Here is a 22,979-nt window from a genome sequence, read left to right as displayed (position 1 = left end):
GGCGACTTTAGCGGATTGCTGCCACGGCGACAACTGGAATTTAAAAGCAAGGTACGGCATCCGCGGAGCGGCTATCATTGAGGCAATTCATCGGGAGAAATTATGACGCTATTACCCTGGCACCCGCCCTACGACGGGGAGTGGATATTCGGTTTTCTCGGCGCCCGCGCGGTTCAGGGAATCGAAACCTTTAGCGAAGGGCGCTATACCCGCAGCTTCTCACTGGCAGGGCACCGCGGGCTGATAACGATCGCGCCGGACGCCATCGCGCAGGGGCTGCGGGTGACGCTATCCGAGGGGCTGCTGCCGGTCGCGGATGAGTGTCTGCGGCGCGTGGCGCGCATGTTTGACCTCGCCTGCGACCCGCAGCAGATTGTGCACGCGCTGGGCCCGCTGGCGCTGGCGCGGCCGGGTCTGCGCTTACCCGGTTGCCTCGATGCCTTCGAGCAGGCGGTTCGGGCGGTGCTGGGGCAGCTGGTTAGCGTGGCGATGGCGGCCAGGCTGACGGCGAAGGTGGCGGCAGCCTTCGGCGAGCCGCTGGCGCAGGCGCCGGGATATTTTCTTTTTCCGTCGCCGCAGCGGCTGGCGCAGGCCGATCCGCTGGCGCTGAAGGCGCTGGGCATGCCTCTGCGGCGCGCCGAGGCGCTGGTTCACCTGGCGCAGGCGGCCATCAGCGGCGACCTGCCGCTGATGGCGCCGCCCGATATCGCGGCGGGGATGAAGCAGCTGCAAACCCTGCCGGGCATTGGCCGCTGGACCGCGAGCTACTTCGCCCTGCGCGGCTGGCAGGCGAAGGATATTTTCCTCGCGGATGATTACCTGATTAAGCAGCGCTTCCCCGACATGACGCCGGCGCGCATCGCTCGCTATGCCAGCCGCTGGCAGCCGTGGCGATCCTATGCGCTGCTGCACATCTGGTATACCGAAGGGTGGACCCCGGCGGCGGAATAGCCTAACGGGGCGCATAGCGCTGGTATCGCCGCGCTGAAGCCCCTATAATTGCCGCGTTTGACGCTAAAACGTCACCCTTCCTGTACATAAAATCATCCGAGATACGTCAAGGCGACGGGGAAGTGAATCCCCGGAAGCTGGCTAAAGTCAGCGACCGGAGCGCACGACGCAGCTAACGCCGGGCAGTTTGCAGGATGATGTGTATATACATCCAGGTTAATCAGGTCGCAAAAAGTTATGACTGATACGTCTCATCAGTGCGTCATTATAGGTATTGCCGGCGCATCGGCTTCGGGAAAAAGTCTTATTGCCAGCACGCTTTATCGCGAATTACGCGAGCAGGTTGGCGACGAGCATATCGGCGTTATTCCGGAAGACAGCTACTACAAAGATCAAGGTCATTTGTCGATGGAAGAGCGGGTTAAAACGAACTATGACCATCCCAGCTCGATGGACCATAGTCTGCTGTTCCAGCACCTGCAGATGCTGAAAAGCGGCCAGCCGATTGAACTACCGGTTTACAGCTACGTTGAGCACACGCGTATGCCGGAAACGATCCATATCGAGCCGAAGAAAGTGATTATCCTTGAGGGGATTTTACTCCTGACCGACGTGCGTTTACGCAATGAATTAAACTTTTCCATCTTCGTCGATACGCCGCTGGATATCTGCCTGATGCGGCGCATTAAGCGTGATGTTAACGAACGCGGCCGCTCGATGGATTCGGTGATGGCGCAGTATCAGAAAACCGTTCGTCCGATGTTTCTGCAGTTTATTGACCCTTCCAAGCAGTATGCCGACATCATTGTGCCTCGTGGCGGTAAGAACCGCATTGCGATTGATATTCTGAAGGCCAAGATCAGCCAGTTCTTTGAATAACACTAACGAATTGTGTAACGTGCAAAGAGAACCCATATTGCCCTTATCCCCGGAAGGTGTGAGGGCGCGATGCCTTAAAGGAGAAAGCTCATGCGTCTGTGCGACCGAGATATAGAAGCCTGGTTGGATGAGGGCCGGCTATCCATCAGCCCGCGTCCGCCCGTTGAGCGCATTAATGGCGCGACCGTCGATGTCCGTCTGGGCAATAAGTTCCGCACCTTTCGCGGCCACACGGCGCCGTTTATCGACCTGAGCGGGCCGAAGGCGGAAGTGACCGCGGCGCTGGATCGCGTGATGAGCGAAGAGATCGTGCTGCCGGAAGGCGAAGCGTTCTATCTGCATCCGGGCGAGCTGGCGCTGGCGGTAACCTTTGAGTCGGTCACCCTGCCTGCGGATCTGGTGGGCTGGCTGGACGGCCGTTCGTCGCTGGCGCGTCTGGGGCTGATGGTCCACGTAACCGCGCACCGTATCGATCCGGGCTGGTCAGGCTGCATCGTGCTTGAGTTCTATAACTCCGGCAAGCTGCCGCTGGCCCTGCGTCCGGGGATGCCGATCGGCGCGCTGAGTTTTGAACCGCTGTCCGGCCCGGCGGCCCGTCCCTATAACCGCCGTGAAGACGCCAAATATCGCGACCAGCAGGGCGCGGTGGCGAGTCGAATCGACAAGGATTGATAACGTAAGCGGCTTGCTGAGGGTGCCATGAGACGAATTCTGACGACGCTGATGATCTTACTGGCGGTAGTTGTCGCCGGGCTTACCGCATTGGTATTGCTGGTCAATCCCAATGATTTTCGCGCCTATATGGTGCACAAGGTAGCGGAGCGTAGCGGTTATCAGCTCAAACTCGATGGCCCGCTGCGCTGGCACGTCTGGCCGCAGCTGAGCATTCTCTCCGGGCGCATGACGCTGACGGCGCCCGGGGCTGCCGAACCGGTCGTGCGCGCGGACAATATGCGCCTTGACGTGGCTCTGCTGCCGCTGATTTCCCACCAGCTGCAGGTTAAGCAGGTGATGCTCAAGGGCGCGGTTATCCAGCTGACGCCGGAAACTGAAGCGGTGCGCGATCTGAATGCGCCGGTGGTTCCGCATGACAATACGCTGCCGCAGGTGTCGGAAGACAGCGGCTGGTCCTATGACGTGCGGCAGCTGAAGGTTGTCGACAGCGTGCTGTTCTTCCAGCATGAAAGCGGCGAGCAGGTGACGGTGCGCGATATCCGTCTGCAGATGGATCAGGATAAAAATCATCACGCGACGCTCGATTTCTCCGGGCGGGTCAATCGCGATCAGCGCGATCTGGCGCTCTCCTTCTCCGCCCAGGTGCAGGGCGGCGATTATCCGCACTCCCTGCAGGCCGAAATTTCTCAGCTTAACTGGCAGCTGCGCGGCGCCGAGCTGCCGGCTAACGGCATCAGCGGTCAGGGCAGCCTGCAGGCCAGCTGGCTTGAGGATCGGAAAATGCTCAGCTTTGATAAGCTGAACCTGACGGCTAACGGCAGCGCGATTTCCGGCAATGCCAGCGTGGTGCTTGGCGAGCAGGCCGACTGGAAGCTTAATCTCCACGCCAGTACGCTTAACCTCGACAGCCTGCTGACGCATACCGATGCCGCCGGCGATAGCTCGGCAAGCCAGCGGGGTCAAAGCCAGCCGCGGCAGATGCGTCCGGTGATTGCCGATAGCGACATTCAGCAGGATTACGATAGCCTGCGCGGCTTCAGCGCGCATATGGCGTTGACCGCGGATCGCCTGCAGTGGCGGGGAATGAATTTTACCCAGGTTAAGAGCGATATCAGCAACCAGCAGGGGCTGCTGACGATTAATCAGCTGCAGGGCGAGCTCGACGGCGGGCTTATCTCTCTGCCCGGCACGCTGGATGCGCGCACGGATACCGCAGAGGCATCGTTCCAACCAAAACTCGATAATGTTGAGATTGCGACCATTCTCAATGCCTTTAACTACTCGTTGAATCTTACCGGCAAGCTCTCTCTGGCCGGTGATTTTTCCGGCCAGCGCATTGATGCCGACGACTTCCGCCGTAACTGGCAGGGGCAGGCGCATCTGCAAATGAGCGATACCCGCACCGAAGGGCTCAATTTCCAGCAGCTGGTGCAGCAGGCCGTTGCGCGAAGCACCAACGTGCAGGCGCAGGAGAACTACGATAACGCCACCCGCCTCGATTCCATGAGCAGCGACCTGCTGCTGGATAGCGGCGAGGTGACGCTCAAGAGTATGCAGGGGAAGTCCGAGCTGATGGCGCTAAGCGGGCAGGGTAGCCTGAATCTGCTGAAAGAAGATTGCGATATGCGCTTTAACGTCCGCGTGCTTGGCGGCTGGAAAGGCGAAGGCAAGCTGATCGATAAACTCAAACAGACGGCTATTCCGCTGCGAATCTACGGTAAATGGCAGGCGCTGAGCTACAGCCTGCAGGTGGACCAGATTCTGCGTAAACAGCTGCAGGATGAGGCGAAGCAGCGCCTGAACGATTGGGTTGAACGCAATAAGAACAGCCAGGACGGCAAAGACGTGAAGAAGCTGCTCGATAAGCTTTGACCGCGGCGGGGCCTGAAGACGATCCCGGATGGCGCGATGCTTATCCGGGCTACGGGACCTGCGCTAACCCGAAGCCCCGGCGAGCGCTGCGCTACCGGGGAAGGTCATCATCCTACACTTCGTAACTCAGCTCATCGTCCTGCACAGGCGGTGGGATAATCTGCACCTTCTGCACCCGGTGGCTTTCGACCTGCAGAGTACGCAGAATGTAATCGCCAATCTTAACTTCCTCTCCGGCTTCAGGCACATGCTGCAGATACTCCATCAGCAGGCCGGCGATAGTGTGATATTCGCGTTTATCATCGAGCGGCAGGGGAACGTACTGCACTAAATCTTCGAGCGGCATATGGCCGTTGACCGTCCAGCTGCCGTCAGGGTCCCGGGTAATATCATGGCGGGCATCAATCTCTTCCGCCTCATTCGGCAGATTACCGGCAATAGTTTCCATCACGTCGCTGAGCGTCACCAGCCCTTCAACGGAGCCGAATTCATCGACCACGAAGGCAAAGTGGGTACGGGCATGACGAAACTGCTCGAGGGCTGGAAGCAGAGGCAGCGTTTCGGGGAAGACCAGCGGCTGGCGTAGCAGAACGTGCAGGTCGAGCGGCTCGTGGCGCAGCGACTGCTGGAGCAGGTCGATAACGTGCACCACGCCAAGCAGGTCTTCGTCATTTTTCCCGCCGGTAACCACCAGCCGGGTATGCTGGTTTTTCTCCAGCAGCGCGCGGATCTCGGCTTCCGGCGCGCTGAGATCGATATGCTCAATATCATGGCGTGAGGTCATGATACTGCTGACGGTACGCTGGTTGAGATTAAGCACCCGCTCAATCATCCGGCGCTCCTGAGGGTTGAACAGAGGACCGTCTTCCTGATTGACGATTAGCGCTGAGGTGTCCGTATTCAGCTCGGCGTTTTCCTTATGCCCGCTCAGCAGGCTCATTACCGCTTCCGTGGTTCGCTGGCGCAGCGTCAGATTAGCCGAGAGGAAACGACGGCGATTGAACAGCGCCAGCTGGTTTAGCGATTCGATGATCACAGAGAAGCCGATCGCCGCGTACAGATAACCTTTCGGGATTGGGAAGCCAAAACCTTCGGCGATCAGGCTAAAGCCGATCATTAACAGGAAGCTAAGGCACAGGATAACGATAGTCGGGTGGCTGTTAACAAAGCGGGTTAACGCTTTGCTGGCAAGCAGCATCAAGCTCATGGCGATAACCACCGCCGCCATCATCACCGCCAGATGATCCACCATCCCGACCGCGGTAATCACCGAGTCGAGCGAGAAGATGGCATCCAGCACCACAATCTGCGCCACCACGCCCCAGAACCGCGCTCCTTTGCGTTGAACCGGATTATCGCTGTCCTTGCCTTCGAGGCGTTCGTTAAGCTCAACCGTGGCCTTAAACAATAAAAATAATCCGCCAAACAGCATGATCAGATCGCGGGCGCTGAAGCTGAGATCATGAAAGGTGAACAGCGGTTTTGTCAGGGTGACCAGCCAGGATATCGATGCCAGCAGCAGGAGACGCATCAGCATGGCCAGCAGCAGGCCAATGACGCGAGCGCGGTCGCGCTGGGCAGGGGGAAGTTTTTCGGCAAGAATCGCGATAAACACCAGGTTATCAATCCCGAGTACCAGTTCAATAACGACAAGCGTTACCAGACCGGCCCAGATTGAGGGGTCGGCAATCCATTCCATCATTCGTTAAAACCTTTACAACATAAGCGTGCCATAGGTCGATCATGGATAAGCGACTGCTAAATTGCAACTCGAATTATTCCGTATACGGGCCCTGAGGGCCCGCCGTCGCTGAGGTTTGATACAAATAAAAGTAATCGTGATGAATATTTCACCGGGTAAAATATAAACGGTATGGCTTATATTTATGCGAATTAACTTACTTATAAGCTAGTGAAATCAGGAGCGCAACCAGGCGGTGGGTTATAGTTACCCTGAACGGCGAAGGCGTTATATCGCAGTCTCCCTGCAGGTTACCGCCAGCACGATCGCGTGAAGCACGGTACGAAGAACAGGCGCTATTTTGCCGTATCAGGCGGGTGGGTAGTTTTTCCAACTACCTAATCGCGTGGCTTGTGACATATCCGTTTATATATGAGGATGTTGATAGATTTATATATCAACAGATGGCGTATCGCCTGCTCAGGTATATGGATAATATATTCAAAATATCCAATCTTAACGCTCATTTTGCCTGAGCGCTGAGCGCTATCTGGTGAGTCGGTTTGCCTGCTGGTGATGATAAATTAGTCATAAATATCAACTTGTTGTAATAGCTATATGTTTATAAATACATAGCTTCGTCTTATGCGTGAGGATGGACAGATAAGTCGGATGGGTCATGATGAGCGCATCTTGCGATCCTACGAAATAAATGGCATAAGAATTTTCTTAAATCGGCCTGTCGGCTGCCATACTTTAAGTGTATTCTCTGGTTAAACGCGTAAATTCAGAATTTGACGGGAAGTCGGGCTGGTCGCAAACATGTATTATCAGGAATAAATGCCGTTGATACATGCGGTCTGACAGGCATAGAAAGATCTATAACTTACGGATGGATATGAGAATGGCGAGTTTGAAAGCGGTTATTCCGGTAGCAGGATTAGGTATGCATATGTTACCGGCCACCAAGGCGATCCCCAAAGAGATGCTGCCGATCGTCGATAAACCTATGGTTCAGTACATTGTTGACGAAATTGTTGCCGCCGGCATCAAGGAAATCGTGCTGGTTACCCATTCATCCAAGAATGCAGTTGAAAACCATTTTGATACCTCCTACGAGCTGGAAGCGCTGCTTGAACAGCGCGTAAAACGCCAGCTGTTGGCCGAGGTGCAGGCTATTTGCCCGCCGGGCGTCACGATCATGAACGTGCGTCAGGGGCAGCAGCTTGGTTTAGGCCACTCCATTCTTTGCGCGCGCCCGCTGGTTGGCGATAACCCGTTTGTGGTCGTGCTGCCGGATATCGTATTAGACGATGCCAGCGCCGATCCGCTGCGCTACAACCTTGCGGCAATGGTTGCCCGCTTTAATGAAACGGGGCGTAGCCAGGTTCTGGCGAAGAGAATGGCCGGCGATCTGGCCGAGTATTCGGTTATTCAGACCCGTGAACCGCTGGAAACGGAAGGGCAGATTGGCCGCATTATGGAGTTTATCGAGAAGCCGGATGAACCACAGACCCTCGACTCGGACCTGATGGCCGTAGGACGTTACGTTCTGTCCGCCGACGTCTGGAGTGAGCTGGAGCGTACTGAACCGGGCGCCTGGGGCCGTATTCAGTTAACGGATGCCATCGCAGCGCTGGCGAAAAAGCAGTCCGTTGACGCCATGCTGATGACCGGCGAGAGCTACGATTGCGGTAAGAAGATGGGCTATATGCAGGCATTCGTTAATTACGGGCTGCGTAACCATAAAGAAGGCAACAAATTCCGCGAGAGCATTAAGAAGCTGCTGGCCTAACGGCGTGACGGCGACAGCCTAAAATATCGGTCTACGGAAGCATAATTATGAGGGTGAGCCCTTCGTTGCTTCTGTAGCCGGTTTACAATCGCTAAGCCTGAAAGGAATGATTATCTAAAAAATTAAAAAATATCAATGCGTTAGGTTTTTTAGATAAGTGTTTCAATGAATTGTCCCTGAATCCGTGAAGTAGAATACGCTGCACGCGGATAACGGTAAGATGGCGTAATGGTCAGACGAGCAGAATTTAATCTTAATGAAGAGTTACTTACTAAGATTATTCTCAAAACAGAAGCGTGATTCCGGTGGAGACAAAAAAATAAAACTTGACTGAGATCATACTTACGCATTAAACAACGATTATGAATGCATAAAAATGTGAAGTTTATGGATATGCATTCCCACATAAAAACAGTGGAAAAACGCGATGAACAGGAGATATCGTCAAAGGATGAAAAGTAAATGAGCTGGCAATTTGTCTCTTTTTTTGGCGATAGCACCGTGCTGTTACCCAGCGCGGCGGCACTGTTGATTGTTTTGTTTCTGCGCGCACCATCCCGGCAGGTGGCCTGTCAGTGGGCACTCTTGTTCGGTATCACTGGCGCTATCGTTAGCGCATCCAAACTGGCCTTTATGGGCTGGGGTATCGGTATCCGAGAGCTCGACTTTACCGGTTTTAGCGGACACACCGCACTATCTGCGGGATTTTGGCCGATATTTTTATGGCTCCTTTTCTCTCGCGCTACGACAGGAGTGCGACGCGCTGCCGTCATGGCTGGCTATGCCCTAACGGCGCTGGTGGGTTACTCCAGATTAATGATTCATGCCCATTCCACCTCGGAAGTAGTTGCCGGCCTGCTGCTCGGCGCGAGCGGCAGCGCATTATTCCTCCTGCTGCAATCGCGGACATCGCGTGCAGGGAATGTACAGCTTTCGTGGAGTGGGTTACTCAGCGTGATTTTGATCCCCGTGTTGCTGCTTAATACTGGAATTAAGGCACCAACTCAGTCTTTACTGGGGGAGATTGCGGTGAAGATTGGTCCTCTGGAAAAGCCCTTTACCCGCGCGGATCTGCATAAGCGCTTTTATTGATTTCGCCAAAGACATGGCGTTGAGCTAGCGGTCATCGCTCAATATCAGAAATAGCGTTAGCATCATGATGATTGCAGATTGATTAAGCGGGTTGAAGCTGATTCATATTCATGAAATAAATAACTGTTACTACATCCTGAGCGATACCCATGATTTTTATAATGCTTGTGAGATGATTCCTAAATAGAGCGATAAGATTACCGTCTGATTTTAAATTAAACTTGTCAAGTATAATAACCAAACAAAATCTATTAAATTTTGTAGTTGACCGGGACGCATAGCGAAAGATTTGTGTAGAGTGCTTTTTTTATAAAGCTCATTAAAAACAACTTGTTACATGGTTTTCTCGATGGTGGCAGTGTTAAATTAACAAATTCTATGACGCGGCTTAATAATCTTATTGCCAGGAGTGTGCTTGTTTTTAGCGTCGGTAGAGAAGGCTTTTAATGAGTGAATAATTTTCATTTTCTCTCCCATTTAACGGCAGAATCTCGTAAACTTGATGCCGCTGAAATTATAGTAAGTGATTAATTATTCGACGGACATGAAGTCGGTCAATTGGCTTAAAAAGGAAGTACAGTGCATTGGTAGCTGTTAAGCCAAGGGCGGTAGCGTTTCCAAAAGCACTCGAATCCTTTCAGTATGACCTCCTTTAGACGTTCGAAATTCCTAAAACCTGCATCAGCATGTGAATATCCTGACGACCTGGATATACTGAGTCGCTTTCAAAGAGCGCCAGTTGCAGTCTGCAACGACATGTCAGTCAGAACCAAACACATAAAAGAATAGTTCCAGATATCGCTACGCGCGTTTTTTTGCTTGCATTATATGCGATATGAACGATTATCAACCGCTGAGGCGGCAATGTTTCACCGATGATTCGCTTTATCGCTCCGCGATGGCCGTTGCTGCAGTTATAGATGTGGAACAAACATACTGAAGGCTGGCGTCAGAGTACGCTCTCAATACCTACATTCCCCGCAATCATGCCTGTTTGAGGTGGGGCTAAAAAATGGATCTTGGATAATGATGAAAATTGCGCGTATTGCACTTGCTCTCGGGCTGTTTACCTCGATGAGTTCGCAGGTTTTTGCCTCTGGTCTAGTAACCAATGATAATGAGCTGCGAAACGATCTGTCGTGGCTATCCGACCGAGGCGTTATCCAGCTTAGCCTTTCAACCTGGCCGCTGAGCCAGGAAGAGATTACCCGTGCATTAAAGAAGGCAAAGCCCTCTTACTCATCTGAACAAGTTGTCCTGGCGCGCATTAACCAACGCCTTTCTTCCCTGAAAGCCGATTTCCGCGTCAGCGGCTATACTTCCACCGATCGGCCCGGAACGCCGCAGGGTTTTGGCCAAAGCCAACCTGCTGATAACTCGCTATCGTTAGCCTTCAATAACAGCGGTGAGTGGTGGGATGTTCATCTCCAGGGAAATGTGGAAGGCGGAGAGCGAATTAGCAACGGCTCGCGCTTCAATGCGAATGGCGCCTATGGCGCCGTGAAGTTCTGGAACCAGTGGCTGTCGTTTGGTCAGGTGCAGCAGTGGTGGGGCCCTGGCTACGAAGGCAGCCTGATCCGCGGCGATGCCGCCAGGCCGATGACCGGATTTTTAATGCAGCGTGCCGAGCAGGCCGCGCCGGAAACCTGGTGGCTGCGCTGGATTGGCCCGTGGCAGTATCAGATCTCTGCCAGCCAGATGAATCAATATACCGCAGTGCCGCATACCAAGATTATCGGTGGCCGATTGACCTTCACCCCGTTCCAGTCTCTTGAACTGGGGGCGTCACGCATTATGCAGTGGGGTGGGGAAGGGCGGCCGCAGTCTTTCAGCAGCTTCTGGGATGGCTTCACCGGGCAGGATAATACCGGTACTGCCAATGAACCGGGTAACCAGCTGGCAGGATTTGATTTCAAATTAAAGCTTGAGCCAACGTTAGGCTGGCCGGTAAGTCTGTATGGGCAAATGATCGGTGAAGACGAAGCTGGCTATCTGCCATCCGCCAATATGTTCCTCGGTGGGATCGAGGGGCACCATGGCTGGGGGAAAGATGCGGTTAACTGGTATGTGGAGGCTCACGATACGCGCAGCAATATGAGTCGAACTAACTACAGCTATAACCATCATATCTATAAGGACGGGTACTATCAGCAGGGCTATCCATTAGGTGATGCGATGGGCGGTGATGGACAGCTTTTTGCCGGAAAAATTGAGCTAGTAACAGAAGACAACCAGCGCTGGAGCACCCGTTTAGTGTTCGCGAAGGTAAATCCCGAGGCTCAATCGATTAATAAGGCGTTTCCACACTCAGATACATTGAAAGGCGTACAGTTAGGATGGAGCGGGGACGTGTATAAAACAGTACGACTGAATACCTCATTATGGTATACCGACGCAAACCATAGCGATAGCGATGATGTCGGGGCCAGTGCAGGGATTGAAATACCGTTTAGTTTATAGGCTGACTGCTGCGAGTATCGAAGAGAAAGTTATGTTCTCTCCCTAAGTCCGGTGGCAACAAACTGGCAGATGGAAAGCAGCTCAGGAATTGGCAAATTTTGGTTTACTGATGATGTGACATTATGAAGAAAAAAATTGTTAGATTTTCGGCATTAGCATTGGCAATTGGGTTTTTAGCGGGTTGTACCATTATCCCAGGCCAGGGATTAAATAGTCTGCGTAAAAACGTTGTTGAACTACCGGATAGCGATTACGATCTGGATAAGCTAGTCAACGTCTATCCGATGACACCGAACTTGATTGAACAACTGCGTCCGGCTACGGTGATGGCGCAACCAAACCCGCAGCTGGATAATCTACTTAAAAGCTATGAATATCGCATCGGCGTTGGTGATGTGCTGATGGTGACCGTATGGGATCACCCAGAGTTAACGACTCCAGCTGGGCAATACCGTAGCGCCAGTGACACAGGCAACTGGGTAAATTCTGACGGTACGATTTTCTATCCATATATTGGCAAGGTTCAGGTTGCGGGAAAAACATTAGCTGAAGTCAGACAAATCATTGCTAGTCGCTTAACAACCTACATTGAAAGTCCACAGGTAGATATCAGCGTTGCTGCTTTCCGTTCGCAAAAGGCATATGTTACAGGTGAGGTTATTAAATCTGGCCAACAGCCAATCACTAATATTCCGCTAACTGTTATGGATGCCATCAATAATGCGGGTGGTCTGGCACCAGATGCTGACTGGCGAAATGTAGTACTGACCCATAATGGTAAAGATACAAAAATCTCCCTTTATGCCTTAATGCAGAAAGGTGACTTAACCCAGAACCATCTTCTGTATCCCAGCGATATTTTGTTCGTGCCACGTAACGACGATTTGAAAGTCTTCGTGATGGGGGAAGTTGGTAAACAAAGCACGATGAAGATGGATCGCAGCGGTATGACTTTAGCCGAAGCCATTGGTAATGCTGAAGGGATGTCGCAGGCATTCAGTGATGCTACAGGTGTGTTCGTTGTACGCCAACTGAAAGGGGATAAGAAAGGGAAAATTGCTAATATCTATCAGCTAAATGCGCAGGATGCTTCAGCTATGGTGTTGGGGACGGAGTTTCAGTTGCAACCATATGATATTGTCTATGTCACAACAGCTCCGTTGGTCCGCTGGAATCGTGTTATATCCCAGTTAGTACCAACAATTGCTGGAGTGCATGATATGACAGAAACAACTCGTTTCATCAGAAATTGGTAATGATTATGTTTGATTCGATTCTGGTGGTATGTACAGGAAATATTTGCCGTTCCCCTATTGGCGAGCGTTTTTTACGTAAGCTTTTACCTCAAAAAAAAATAGATTCAGCAGGAACGGGGGCTTTGATTGATCATGTTGCTGATCGAAGTGCATCTAAAATAGCAGCGCTCAATGGCATTTCTCTGGAAGGTCATAGAGGAAGGCAATATACTGCTTCAATAGGGCGTCAATACGATTTGATTTTGGTAATGGAAAAATATCATTTAGAACAAATAGGTCGATTGTCACCAGAAGTTAGAGGTAAAATAATGCTTTTTGGGCATTGGATCAATCAACGTGAGATCCCAGATCCTTATCGGAAAAGTGACGAAGCTTTTGCTTCAGTTTATCATTTGATCAAATTGGCCGGCGAACAATGGGCTGAAAAGTTGGGCGCTAAATAATCAGGAATAAATTAATGTCATCAGTTACAAATAAACCATCATCACAAGAATCAGATGAGATCGATTTTGGTCGCCTGATAGGTGAATTAATTGATCATAGAAAGCTGATTATTTCGGTTACTTCGTTATTCACATTAATTGCTTTACTTTATTCAATCTTTGCTACTCCTATTTATCAGGCAGATGCATTGATTCAAGTAGAGCAAAAGCAAGCTAACAGTTTATTAAGTAATTTGAGCCAAATGCTTCCTGATAGTCAACCGCAATCGGCACCTGAAATTGCATTATTGCAGTCGCGAATGATTTTAGGTAAAACAGTTGATGATCTAAATTTACAAGCAGTTATTAAACAAAATTACTTCCCAATTTTTGGCCGTGGATTTTCTCGTTTACAAGGACAAAAACCTGGTGTTTTAACCATATCTAGATTATATATACCGAAAATTTCAGATGATGTTCCCGAAATTAAAATAAAAGTAAAAGATAGTAAGCATTATGTACTTGATTTTAATGGTGAGCTAATCAATGCTGAAGTAGGACAATTAGTTGATGAAAAAGGTGTTTCTATAAAAATAGAAAGCATTCAAGCTAATTCTAATACAGAGTTTACAGTATATTATATTACTAGACTGGATGCGATTTCGAATTTACAAGAAAAATTCAGCGTTAATGAGCAGGGTAAAGATACAGGTATTCTGAGCATTTCATTAACAGGTGATAATTCAACCTTAATAAAAGAAATCATTGATAATGTGAGTGAGAATTATCTATCGCAAAATATAGCTAGACAAGCGGCACAAGATGAAAAAAGTTTACTTTTCTTGAATGAGCAGCTACCAAAAGTTCGGAGTGATTTAGATTCCGCCGAAAACAGGTTGAACCAATATCGCAGACAAAGTGATTCGGTAGATTTATCGCTTGAAGCAAAATCAGTTCTTGATCAAATTGTTAATGTTGATAATCAATTAAATCAACTTACTTTTCGGGAATCTGAAGTTTCTCAGCTTTACACGAAAGAGCATCCAACATATAAAGCCTTACTTGAAAAACGTAAAACCTTACAAGATGAGAAGGTAAAACTTAATAAGCGTGTTTCGGCAATGCCAGAAACACAACAAGAAATTTTACGTTTAAATCGTGATGTCGAGTCTGGGCGCGCAGTATATATGATGCTACTTAACAAGCAGCAAGAACTTAATATTGCAAAATCGAGTGCCATCGGCAATGTTCGTATTATTGATAATGCTGTAACACTCCCTAAACCTGTAAAACCTAAAAAATTAATAATAATAGTCATTGGGATAATCTTTGGTATTGCATTTTCTGTTGGTTTAGTTCTATTACGCGTGTTTTTACGGAGAGGTATCGAAACACCTGAGCAACTTGAAGAAGTTGGTATTAATGTTTATGCAAGTATTCCTGTATCTGAAATGCTTGCAAAAAAAGCCACAGGCTCGCAGCGGTGGAATAATAAATCATCGACAGATTTAGAAAGTCAGACGTTTCTTGCTCTGGAAAATCCAGCTGATATTGCTATTGAGGCAATTAGAGGATTACGTACCAGTCTGCATTTTGCAATGATGGAGTCAAGAAATAATATTCTTATGATTTCTGGTGCAAGTCCGAATGCAGGGAAAACATTTGTGAGCACTAACCTTTCGGCCGTTATAGCGCAGGCTGGGAAAAAAGTACTTTATATTGATACAGATATGAGGAAAGGCTACGCTCATAAGCTATTCAAGGTTACAAATGATAATGGTTTGTCTGAGGTGTTGGCTGGAAGAATTAATATCGAAAAAGCAGTAAAGCATATTCCTGCGGCCAATTTTGATTTTATTTCCAGAGGAATAGTACCACCAAACCCTGCTGAGTTGCTTATGCACCATAATTTTGGTGAGCTAATGAAATGGGCTAGTGAGAATTATGATATTGTCGTAATAGACACTCCTCCTATTTTAGCTGTTACTGATCCTGCAATTATTGGTCATTATGCAGGAACCACTCTTTTGGTTGCAAGATTTGAGAAAAATACAGCTAAAGAGATTGAGGTAAGTGTGAAAAGATTCGAGAATAGTGGGGTTATTATTAAAGGATGTATTCTAAATGGAGTCGTCAAAAAAGCGAGCAGTTACTATAGCTACGGATATAACCATTATGGTTATTCATACGAAGAAAAGAACTAACAATTTATATTGATTAATATAAGCCCTAGTCTGGTATAAGAATCAGGCTGGGGTTAGGTTTCTAAAATTAATTCACTGTTAATTAAGATCGATTTCTTAATTCCCTAACTTCCTTTTACTAATCTTAGTATACATCCTGAGAGGATATAATGACGCTTCTCGTTAGGAATATCATAGTAAGTATTTCATTAGCTATATCTGATTTTATTTCTTTCACTATTTCTTTATACTTAACTTTAGGGTTACTATCTGTTAGTGTTGACCGAGAGACATATTATACATTAACATCTCAAATTGAAGGGTGGGTAGTATTACATTGGTTATTGGCATTTTGCTGCGTTGGATGGTATTCGATTAGATTGAGACATTATTTTTATCGTAAAACATTTTGGTTCGAACTAAAAGAAATACTGCGGACACTGGTCATTTTTGCAATTATAGAAATTGCCGTAGTGGCATTTACCAACTGGTCATTCCCCCGTAGCTTATGGATAGCGACTTGGATGTTTGTCCTTTTACTTGTGCCTCTGTTACGGATGCTTACAAAACTTATTTTAAATAAATATGGTTTATGGCAACGTGATACTTGGATAATTGGAAGTGGTGGTAATGCACATGAAGCACATAAAGCTATCAGCAGTGAGAGAAACCTAGGGCTAAATATCGTTGGTTTCATTGCGACAGAAGGAGGTATTCCTTCTGGCAGTCACATAGATAACATTCCTGTTTTAGAGAATAATTTGGAATGGTTACTATCAATTAATCCTAAAACACAATTTATCGTAGCTGTAGAATCACATCAAAGTGATATACGAAATACTTGGCTCCGCAACTTTATGATCAAGGGATATCGATATGTATCTGTAATTCCCACATTACGAGGAATGCCACTCGATAGTACGGATATGTCATTCATTTTTAGCCATGAAGTTATGATTTTCCGTGTACAACAAAACTTAGCTAAATGGTCATCAAGAATTATAAAGAGATTATTTGATCTTGTTGGCTCTATCATCATTATATTAATACTGTCACCAGCATTGATATATATTTCACTGAAGGTTAAAAAGGATGGGGGGCCCGCAATTTATGGGCATGAGCGTATTGGAAAGGGGGGAAAGTCATTTAAATGCCTGAAATTCCGTTCAATGGTGATAAATTCGAAAGAAGTTCTCGAAGAACTTCTCAAGAATGATCCTTTGTCCAAAGAAGAGTGGGATGCTACCTTCAAACTGAAAAATGATCCAAGAATTACAAAGATTGGTGTTTTTCTACGAAGGACTAGCTTGGATGAACTTCCACAATTATTTAATGTATTAAAAGGTGAAATGAGTCTTGTTGGACCACGGCCAATTATTACAGCAGAACTTGAAAGATACAATGATGAAGTAGATTATTATTTATTGAGTAAACCAGGAATGACTGGATTATGGCAAGTTAGTGGTCGAAGTGATGTTGATTATGAAACTCGTGTATATCTTGATGCATGGTATGTAAAGAACTGGTCAATGTGGAATGACATCGCTATATTATTCAAAACAATTGGTGTTGTATTGAAGAAAGACGGTGCCTATTAATTTTGTATTACGGTTTTTTAAAATGAGTACCATTTTAGATGAAATACTATATTGCAATACCAACCTATAATGGTGGTGAGATTTGGCGTTCCGTTGTATCTAATATTAAACGATACGCCCCAACTGATACATTTGTACATATAATTGATTCTAGTAGCAAAGATGATACTATTAAAGTAGCACAGAATGCAGGGTTTGATACTATCACTATTTCTGGGCAAGACTTCAATCATGGAGGAACCAGAAATCAGGCCATCGATAACTACTTTGAAAACTATGATATAGTGATTTTCTTGACACAAGATGCGATACCGCAAGCTGGCTTCATTGAAAATATTATATCAGTATTTGAAAACGAACAAGTTGCTTGCGCATATGGGCGACAACTCCCTCATGAAGATGCAAATCCGTTAGCACAACATGCCCGCTTATTTAACTATCCAGAAAAAAGTTATATTTGCGGAGCAGGTGATGTTAACGATATGGGTCTGAAAACTGTATTTATGTCAAATTCATTTTCAGCATATCGTTTATCTCTTTTTAAGAGCTTAGGTGGGTTTCCATCCAATACTATTTTATGTGAAGATATGTATTACGCGGCAAAAGCTGTGCTTAAGGGTTATAAGGTTGCCTATGTCTCTGACGCAATGGTCCGTCATTCACATAACTATAAACCGTTTGATGAATTTAGACGTTATTTTGATATCGGGGTGTTTCATACTGATGAATCATGGATACGTGAAAGTTTTGGTGGCGCGGGAGGGGAAGGTAAAAAATTCATTCTATCAGAACTCTCATTTGCGCTTAAAAATGCCCCTCTCTGGATCCCAATTGCATGCATAAATAATCTAATGAAAATTGTAGGTTACAAATTAGGTCAAAAATACAAAAGATTGCCTAGTAAATTAATTGAGAAATTTAGTATGCACAAAAAATACTGGAAGCTTTAATTATCGGCTTAATCTAAGGATTAGACATATCAATATAAAGTTTTTCTTAATGGTAGATTGACTAGATCTTATACGTTAAGTCATATTTTATTAGTCTAGAAGAAACTAGGGTGTTAAAAATCCTCTTGTGAATCTAAAACTGAACAGTAAGTATCCAAGGTTAAGTGTAAATATCTGATCTAATTATAATAAATGAGTGAGTGAGGTGTAGCATTGTCAAATTGGAATGCTTTACCTAGCTATGCTGTTTATAATTACTAAACCAAGTTCTATAACTAGCACAACTTTATTTTGATATTTAGATATCTAGGCTTGTGTTGATTTAATATTCAGTATAATTTCAAGCTCCAAGCGTAACGATCTTATATAAAATATAAGGAGGTAAAATGAATCGTAGGGGCTTAATAAAAAAGACCATATTATCATTCCTTTTGTATGGATATTCATCTAAACGTGGAAGTAATGCAGAATCGCTTTGCAGAAATAGAGTAATTGAAGATGAAAAATGTTCTATGCCAGAAATGTTTGGAGCTAAAGTTGATGGAGATTTCAATAATAAAAAGGCAATAGAAGATGCACTACTCCATTCATATAAAACCGGATTACCGTGCGTTTTTTCTAACGGTTTATATAACAGCGATGATATTGAATTTTATTTCCCTGTTTCAATTATAATTGAGAATGGTTCCTTTTTGAACTTTTCTCTAACTATATCAGGTCACCGTTTAAATATCACTGATACTGTGAGAACTGTTTTGGGTTGGGAAGAATGCCCTAGCTCCAAAGATAGCTTTCCTCTCTCCCTTGGTCTATTTAGACCTGGTGATATTATTGCCCTACAACTTGACGATGAATATGGAGGTAATGCTAAACACGGCAATGAAAATGGACTTGATATATTAGAGGTGAAAAGTAGTAATACATCGACAATATCTTTTAGAAATAAAACGAGATTAGCTTATTCAAAACCGAGTTTCGGAAAATTAAATCAGGTAACCAGAATTAATGGTTCTTTAGATAAGGGGGCAAAGCTAATCAATGGGAATTTTGAGGGGGTATTCTCTGTCGGAGATATTCTACGGATTGAAAATATTGACGGCAAAGATAGTGTTTCTGGTAGTAAGTTTTATTTTGAGTATATAAAAGTAAAACAAATTGTTGAAGAACATATGATTCTTGAGTCTAGAACTATATATTCTTATGAAAACCCATGGGTGATTGGGACTGGGTTTTTAAGGCAGGTACATATAACTGGAAATGGTGGGATTAAAAAACTAGTTATCCGCAATTCATCAGATGTAATTATTACATCATTATCAGTTAAGAGATTGATCGTTTCGAATTGTTATGGTCTTAATATATCTAATGTTAAATCTGAAGGATTACAAGAACCATCTACGATAAACATAACATATTGCTTCGGAAAAAGTATTATCAATAACCTCACGGTTAGTAACTCTCTAAGTGTGACTGATAATGCTGCTCTTAAAATCATGAGCTCACCTCAGCTAATATTATCCGATATAATAATAAGTGATTCAAATTCAAGTTCTAAAAAACAAAGTAACTATTGTCTCTTTGTTGATGCTTTTTACACCCCTTATTTATGTTGGAATGATAATATTATTGTAAGTAATGTTATATGTGAAAAACCTAATTCAAATTTTTCACGTGGTGCATGGTTCTATGGTTTGCGTAACTCAATCGTAGATTCTATCGTGGGTACTGATGTATTTTTTCAAGGCTCAGTTGACACAATGTTTGAAAGAATCAACATTCCAGGATACTCACTTGAAATCAAAGATCTTATCAGATGTACAGTTCACTCGAAATGTTCAAAGGTTCTATTTCAGGGTGGTCAGCAAAACATCCTTAATTTGATGTATGGCAACGTTAAAGATAAGAAGGGACTGTCTAAAGAGAAAATAATCAAGTTTACATATGGAAAGATTAACCCAGAAACTGGGGTCAACTACTCAAAAGGAGAAAGTAATTTTCTTGCGTTAAATGGTCAATCTTGGATTTCGGAAAACTCTTATCCATCTATTTCTATTGAATATCAAGATAAAATGGCTATAGACACCGGTGTAGTATCAAATGAATTAGAAAGAAAAATTTTTAATATTGGTAGTGATGTATCTATTTTATCTATCAAAGATAGATATTAGACATTAAGCTTAATTTTATTTCTTAGGGGCATAATAAATGGATATTAGCGTTATCATTCCATGTTTTAATCGTGAAGATTCAATCCGAGGTGCTGTGCTTTCTGTTCTTAATCAGCTTGGGAGTCACAATATTGAGGTGATAGTAGTGGATGACGGATCAACTGATAGTTCAATTGATAAAATAGATGACCTTGATGTTAAGATTTTAAGGACTAATGGTCGTACTGGTGCATGCAATGCAAGGAACTTGGGTATATCTGAGGCTAATAATAAATGGGTCGCATTTAATGATAGTGATGATTATTGGAGAATAGATAAGTTAGATTGCATTGAAAAAAAACTGGCATTAAGTAATGATGTCGATTATATATTTCACCCCTTCATTAGAACAATAGGTTTAAAAACAAAGCTAGGGGGTATATATCAGAATAATATTGGGATTGTTAATGAAAATGATTTTTTAAAAACAATTTTAACTAAAAATATGATTAGCACTCAATGTTTGATTGCAAAAAAGAATATTCTAATTGAGTCTGGTATGTTTGATGTTGAACTTAAAAGATTTCAAGATTGGGATCTTGCATTAAGAATTTGTGCTGGGAATACAGGTCTATATGTGCCTGAGTTACTTTGTATTTGTATTGAATCCGTTGATTCAATATCGAAAGGTTTCAAAAAGGGTATTTCAGCAAGAGAGTATCTTTTTAAAAAATATTACCATTTATACTCTAAAAATAAAATTGCAATGTTGAAGTTTAAGCTATCATTGCAACTTAGAAAAGTTATATCTTTATTGAAAAGAGGCTGAGATGGTAATTACAAACAGAATTAGTAGTTTTCATATTAATAAAGGAAAACTGACATCACCGCTTTTTACTTTCTGTTTTATTTGGTTGAGTGTGTATTTTCTTTATGCTTTAGGATTGTCTGATCTCTTAATTTTTCCATTGAGTGAAATATCATATACAGTATTTATAATTATATCACCATTCCTCGTTGGTTATTTTTTATTCAGCCTTATAGATAGGTTAGCTCCTAAGAAAATAAAGAACTATAATTTTGGAACTAAAGATTTTTATAATGGTGCTCGCAAAGCATTAAAAAAAACGAAGTTATTAACTTTTATTTTTTTTATTTTGGTTCTTTTTGAGATCGCAATTGCAGGTTATGTCCCATTATTATCAATGGCGGCCGGACATACAATCTCTCAGTTCTCTTTTGGCATTCCATCTTTACATGGTTTTATCCTTGCATTTGGTTGTTTATTAGTTGCGTCTAATTATTATGATTATATCTGTTTTAAAAATCGAAAATCCTTAATGTTAGCGCTTTTGATTATTTTCGTTTTTGTTCTTCTTGTAACTCGTAAAATGATAATGGTCTCATTTATTCAAATGGGCATGATTCATTTACTTACAACTAAAATTAAACCTAAAACTATATTTCTTGTTATTTTCTCTGTTTTATTCGTTTTTGTACTATTTGGGTATATTGGAGATATTAGGACAGGTAGACAGCTTTTCATTCAACTTGCGCATCCGAGTTTTGACTATCCTGAATGGTTACCTAGTGGGTTTATGTGGGCATATATATATATAGTTACACCAATAGTAAATTTGACAAATGCTATACATATGGGGCAGGTAGATAGTAATCTTAATTTTTTGTGTACATTATTGCCTAAAGTTGCTCGTGGAGCATTACAGTGTGCAGTTACAGATGAGGATGCTTTTGCAAGATCGTATCAGATAAGTGGCGCATTTAATGTGGGGAGTGGATATATTGAGATATTTTTATCTCAAGGCATATTAGGAATGGTTGTGTTTAGTTTTATACATGGAATTATTTCTTCATATATTTATAAAAGAGTTAATAAGAAAAAGCCAGCGATTTTACTTTTTTCAGTTATTAGTCAGATCAACTTGCTCCTCATTTTTGGTAATGGATATTTTAATCTTAATGTCTTAGCTCAAATCCCGATGGCTTTATTGCTCTTTGATAATAAAAGAATTAACTATATTTATCAAGATAATAGCAATAGCAATAGCAATAGCAATAGCAATAGCAATAGCAATAGCAATAGCAATAGCAATAGCAATAGCAGCATTGGAGTTTAGAATGATTAATGTGATTTGTGTAATCTTATATGGAAAAGGATTCCAAGAGTCTTTAACTCTTAGAAATCTTGGTGAAATGAATTTTTCTGATTATCATCTGGTCATAATAAATAATGGTCCAATACCTATAAAAAAAGATAATTTGTTTTTTCGGCTGAAAGAAAATTTTACTGATGTTTCATGTCATGAATACTTGGATAATAAATCACTTGCTGTAGTGTATAATACAGTTATAAATAAATTTAAAGGTTCTGATAGATTTGTTTTTTTTGATGATGATACAGATGTAAGTAGCTCTTATTTTGAGGATATGCTGTCTCATTATGACGAAAGTATTGACCTCCAATTACCACAAATTGTTGAGGTGGACAAAGACATCAAACATTATCCTTTTTTGAATAATCGTTTATTCACTGGTGGAATACCAACTGTTTTCATAAATAAAGACACGATTCTTTCTATTGGTTCGGGGTTGGTCGTTTATAAAAAGATGATAAATTGTTTTAATGAAAATAACATGACACTTTTTGATGAGAGATATGCTCTCTACGGTGTTGATTATAGTTTTTTTCGTAGAATAGACAGCCTTAAGAGGCTAAATTATAATTTTAATATCCAGGTCTTCACCTCATTAAAACATTCACTTTCTAAAACAGAGAGTGGTTTTTCAGAGTGGAGACATAGGGAACATTTACACGATTATGCAATATCTTGTAGATTTTATTCTAAATCGTTGCTTCACATGCTTTTGGGCATGCTCAGATGCATTTTTAGAGAGTTAATAAAAAAAAGATTCAGTAATATTAAGTTGGTTTTATGCACTTTTGTTAAAGGAAAACATCCTCGATGCAATTAACTCATCATCTGCAAATTTGCTCTA

General features: G+C 44.1%; 16 protein-coding genes and 1 pseudogene. 16 read left to right on the top strand and 1 reads right to left on the bottom strand.

Annotated elements, in window-relative coordinates; all coding sequences use genetic code 11:
• Positions 1-102 precede the first annotated feature (102 nt).
• From alkA to asmA, 4 genes are all read left to right on the top strand, one after another.
• Positions 103-951 carry a DNA-3-methyladenine glycosylase 2 gene (gene alkA, locus NWP14_RS13330; RefSeq protein ID WP_375215482.1) on the top strand — a complete coding sequence of 283 codons (849 nt, stop codon included), beginning with the start codon at positions 103-105 and terminating at the stop codon, positions 949-951.
• A gap of 237 nt (positions 952-1,188) precedes the next feature.
• Positions 1,189-1,830 (top strand): uridine kinase, encoded by a 642-nt coding sequence (gene udk, locus NWP14_RS13325; RefSeq protein WP_041146397.1) that lies wholly within the window; start codon positions 1,189-1,191, stop codon positions 1,828-1,830.
• Positions 1,831-1,920: 90 nt separating this feature from the next.
• Entirely contained in the window at positions 1,921-2,502 is a 582-nt protein-coding gene (gene dcd / locus NWP14_RS13320; RefSeq protein WP_045855745.1) for a dCTP deaminase, read from the top strand.
• Between the two features lie 27 nt (positions 2,503-2,529).
• Complete coding sequence (gene asmA / locus NWP14_RS13315; RefSeq protein WP_375215481.1) at positions 2,530-4,377, top strand: outer membrane assembly protein AsmA; 1,848 nt, start codon at positions 2,530-2,532, stop codon at positions 4,375-4,377.
• Between the two features lie 112 nt (positions 4,378-4,489).
• Here the strand turns inward: asmA and NWP14_RS13310 are convergent, their stop codons facing one another.
• On the bottom strand, positions 4,490-6,076 hold the full coding sequence (locus NWP14_RS13310; RefSeq protein WP_095101363.1) for a TerC family protein: 1,587 nt from the start codon (positions 6,074-6,076) through the stop codon (positions 4,490-4,492).
• 886 nt (positions 6,077-6,962) lie between these two features.
• Here NWP14_RS13310 and galF point away from each other — a divergent pair.
• The 12 genes and pseudogenes from galF (at position 6,963) to NWP14_RS13250 (ending at position 22,955) form a co-directional block, all read left to right on the top strand.
• The gene (gene galF, locus NWP14_RS13305) at positions 6,963-7,853 is read left to right on the top strand and encodes a UTP--glucose-1-phosphate uridylyltransferase GalF (protein ID WP_346431044.1); all 891 of its coding nucleotides are present in this window, start codon (positions 6,963-6,965) and stop codon (positions 7,851-7,853) included.
• A gap of 462 nt (positions 7,854-8,315) precedes the next feature.
• Positions 8,316-8,945 carry a phosphatase PAP2 family protein gene (locus tag NWP14_RS13300; RefSeq protein ID WP_375215480.1) on the top strand — a complete coding sequence of 210 codons (630 nt, stop codon included), beginning with the start codon at positions 8,316-8,318 and terminating at the stop codon, positions 8,943-8,945.
• Positions 8,946-9,971: 1,026 nt separating this feature from the next.
• Positions 9,972-11,405, top strand: coding sequence for a capsule assembly Wzi family protein (locus tag NWP14_RS13295; protein WP_375215479.1), 1,434 nt, complete (start codon positions 9,972-9,974; stop codon positions 11,403-11,405).
• A gap of 122 nt (positions 11,406-11,527) precedes the next feature.
• Positions 11,528-12,661: a polysaccharide export protein gene (locus NWP14_RS13290; RefSeq protein ID WP_375215478.1), complete on the top strand. Its 1,134-nt coding sequence runs from the start codon at positions 11,528-11,530 to the stop codon at positions 12,659-12,661.
• A gap of 5 nt (positions 12,662-12,666) precedes the next feature.
• Positions 12,667-13,104: a protein tyrosine phosphatase gene (locus NWP14_RS13285; RefSeq protein ID WP_375215606.1), complete on the top strand. Its 438-nt coding sequence runs from the start codon at positions 12,667-12,669 to the stop codon at positions 13,102-13,104.
• A gap of 14 nt (positions 13,105-13,118) precedes the next feature.
• Positions 13,119-15,287: a polysaccharide biosynthesis tyrosine autokinase gene (locus NWP14_RS13280; RefSeq protein ID WP_375215477.1), complete on the top strand. Its 2,169-nt coding sequence runs from the start codon at positions 13,119-13,121 to the stop codon at positions 15,285-15,287.
• A 149-nt stretch (positions 15,288-15,436) separates the two neighbouring features.
• Positions 15,437-16,864: an undecaprenyl-phosphate galactose phosphotransferase WbaP gene (gene wbaP, locus NWP14_RS13275; RefSeq protein WP_375215476.1), complete on the top strand. Its 1,428-nt coding sequence runs from the start codon at positions 15,437-15,439 to the stop codon at positions 16,862-16,864.
• A 38-nt stretch (positions 16,865-16,902) separates the two neighbouring features.
• The gene (locus NWP14_RS13270; protein ID WP_375215475.1) at positions 16,903-17,814 is read left to right on the top strand and encodes a glycosyltransferase family 2 protein; all 912 of its coding nucleotides are present in this window, start codon (positions 16,903-16,905) and stop codon (positions 17,812-17,814) included.
• Positions 17,815-18,200: 386 nt separating this feature from the next.
• Positions 18,201-19,982, top strand: a complete 1,782-nt coding sequence (locus NWP14_RS13265) for a hypothetical protein (RefSeq protein WP_375215474.1) — start codon at positions 18,201-18,203, stop codon at positions 19,980-19,982.
• Positions 19,983-20,019: 37 nt separating this feature from the next.
• Complete coding sequence (locus NWP14_RS13260) at positions 20,020-20,790, top strand: glycosyltransferase family 2 protein (protein ID WP_375215473.1); 771 nt, start codon at positions 20,020-20,022, stop codon at positions 20,788-20,790.
• Position 20,791: 1 nt separating this feature from the next.
• Positions 20,792-21,946: pseudogene (locus NWP14_RS13255) on the top strand (O-antigen polymerase); the annotation flags it as partial.
• 154 nt (positions 21,947-22,100) lie between these two features.
• Positions 22,101-22,955, top strand: coding sequence for a glycosyltransferase family 2 protein (locus NWP14_RS13250; RefSeq protein WP_375215472.1), 855 nt, complete (start codon positions 22,101-22,103; stop codon positions 22,953-22,955).
• The last annotated feature ends 24 nt before the right edge of the window (positions 22,956-22,979 follow it).

This window comes from Klebsiella sp. C349492 (genome assembly GCF_042055345.1).
GTDB classification, from domain to species: Bacteria; Pseudomonadota; Gammaproteobacteria; order Enterobacterales; family Enterobacteriaceae; genus Klebsiella; species Klebsiella scottii.
Note: the sequence above shows the minus strand (reverse complement) of the source record. Positions and strands in the feature narration are given on the sequence as shown.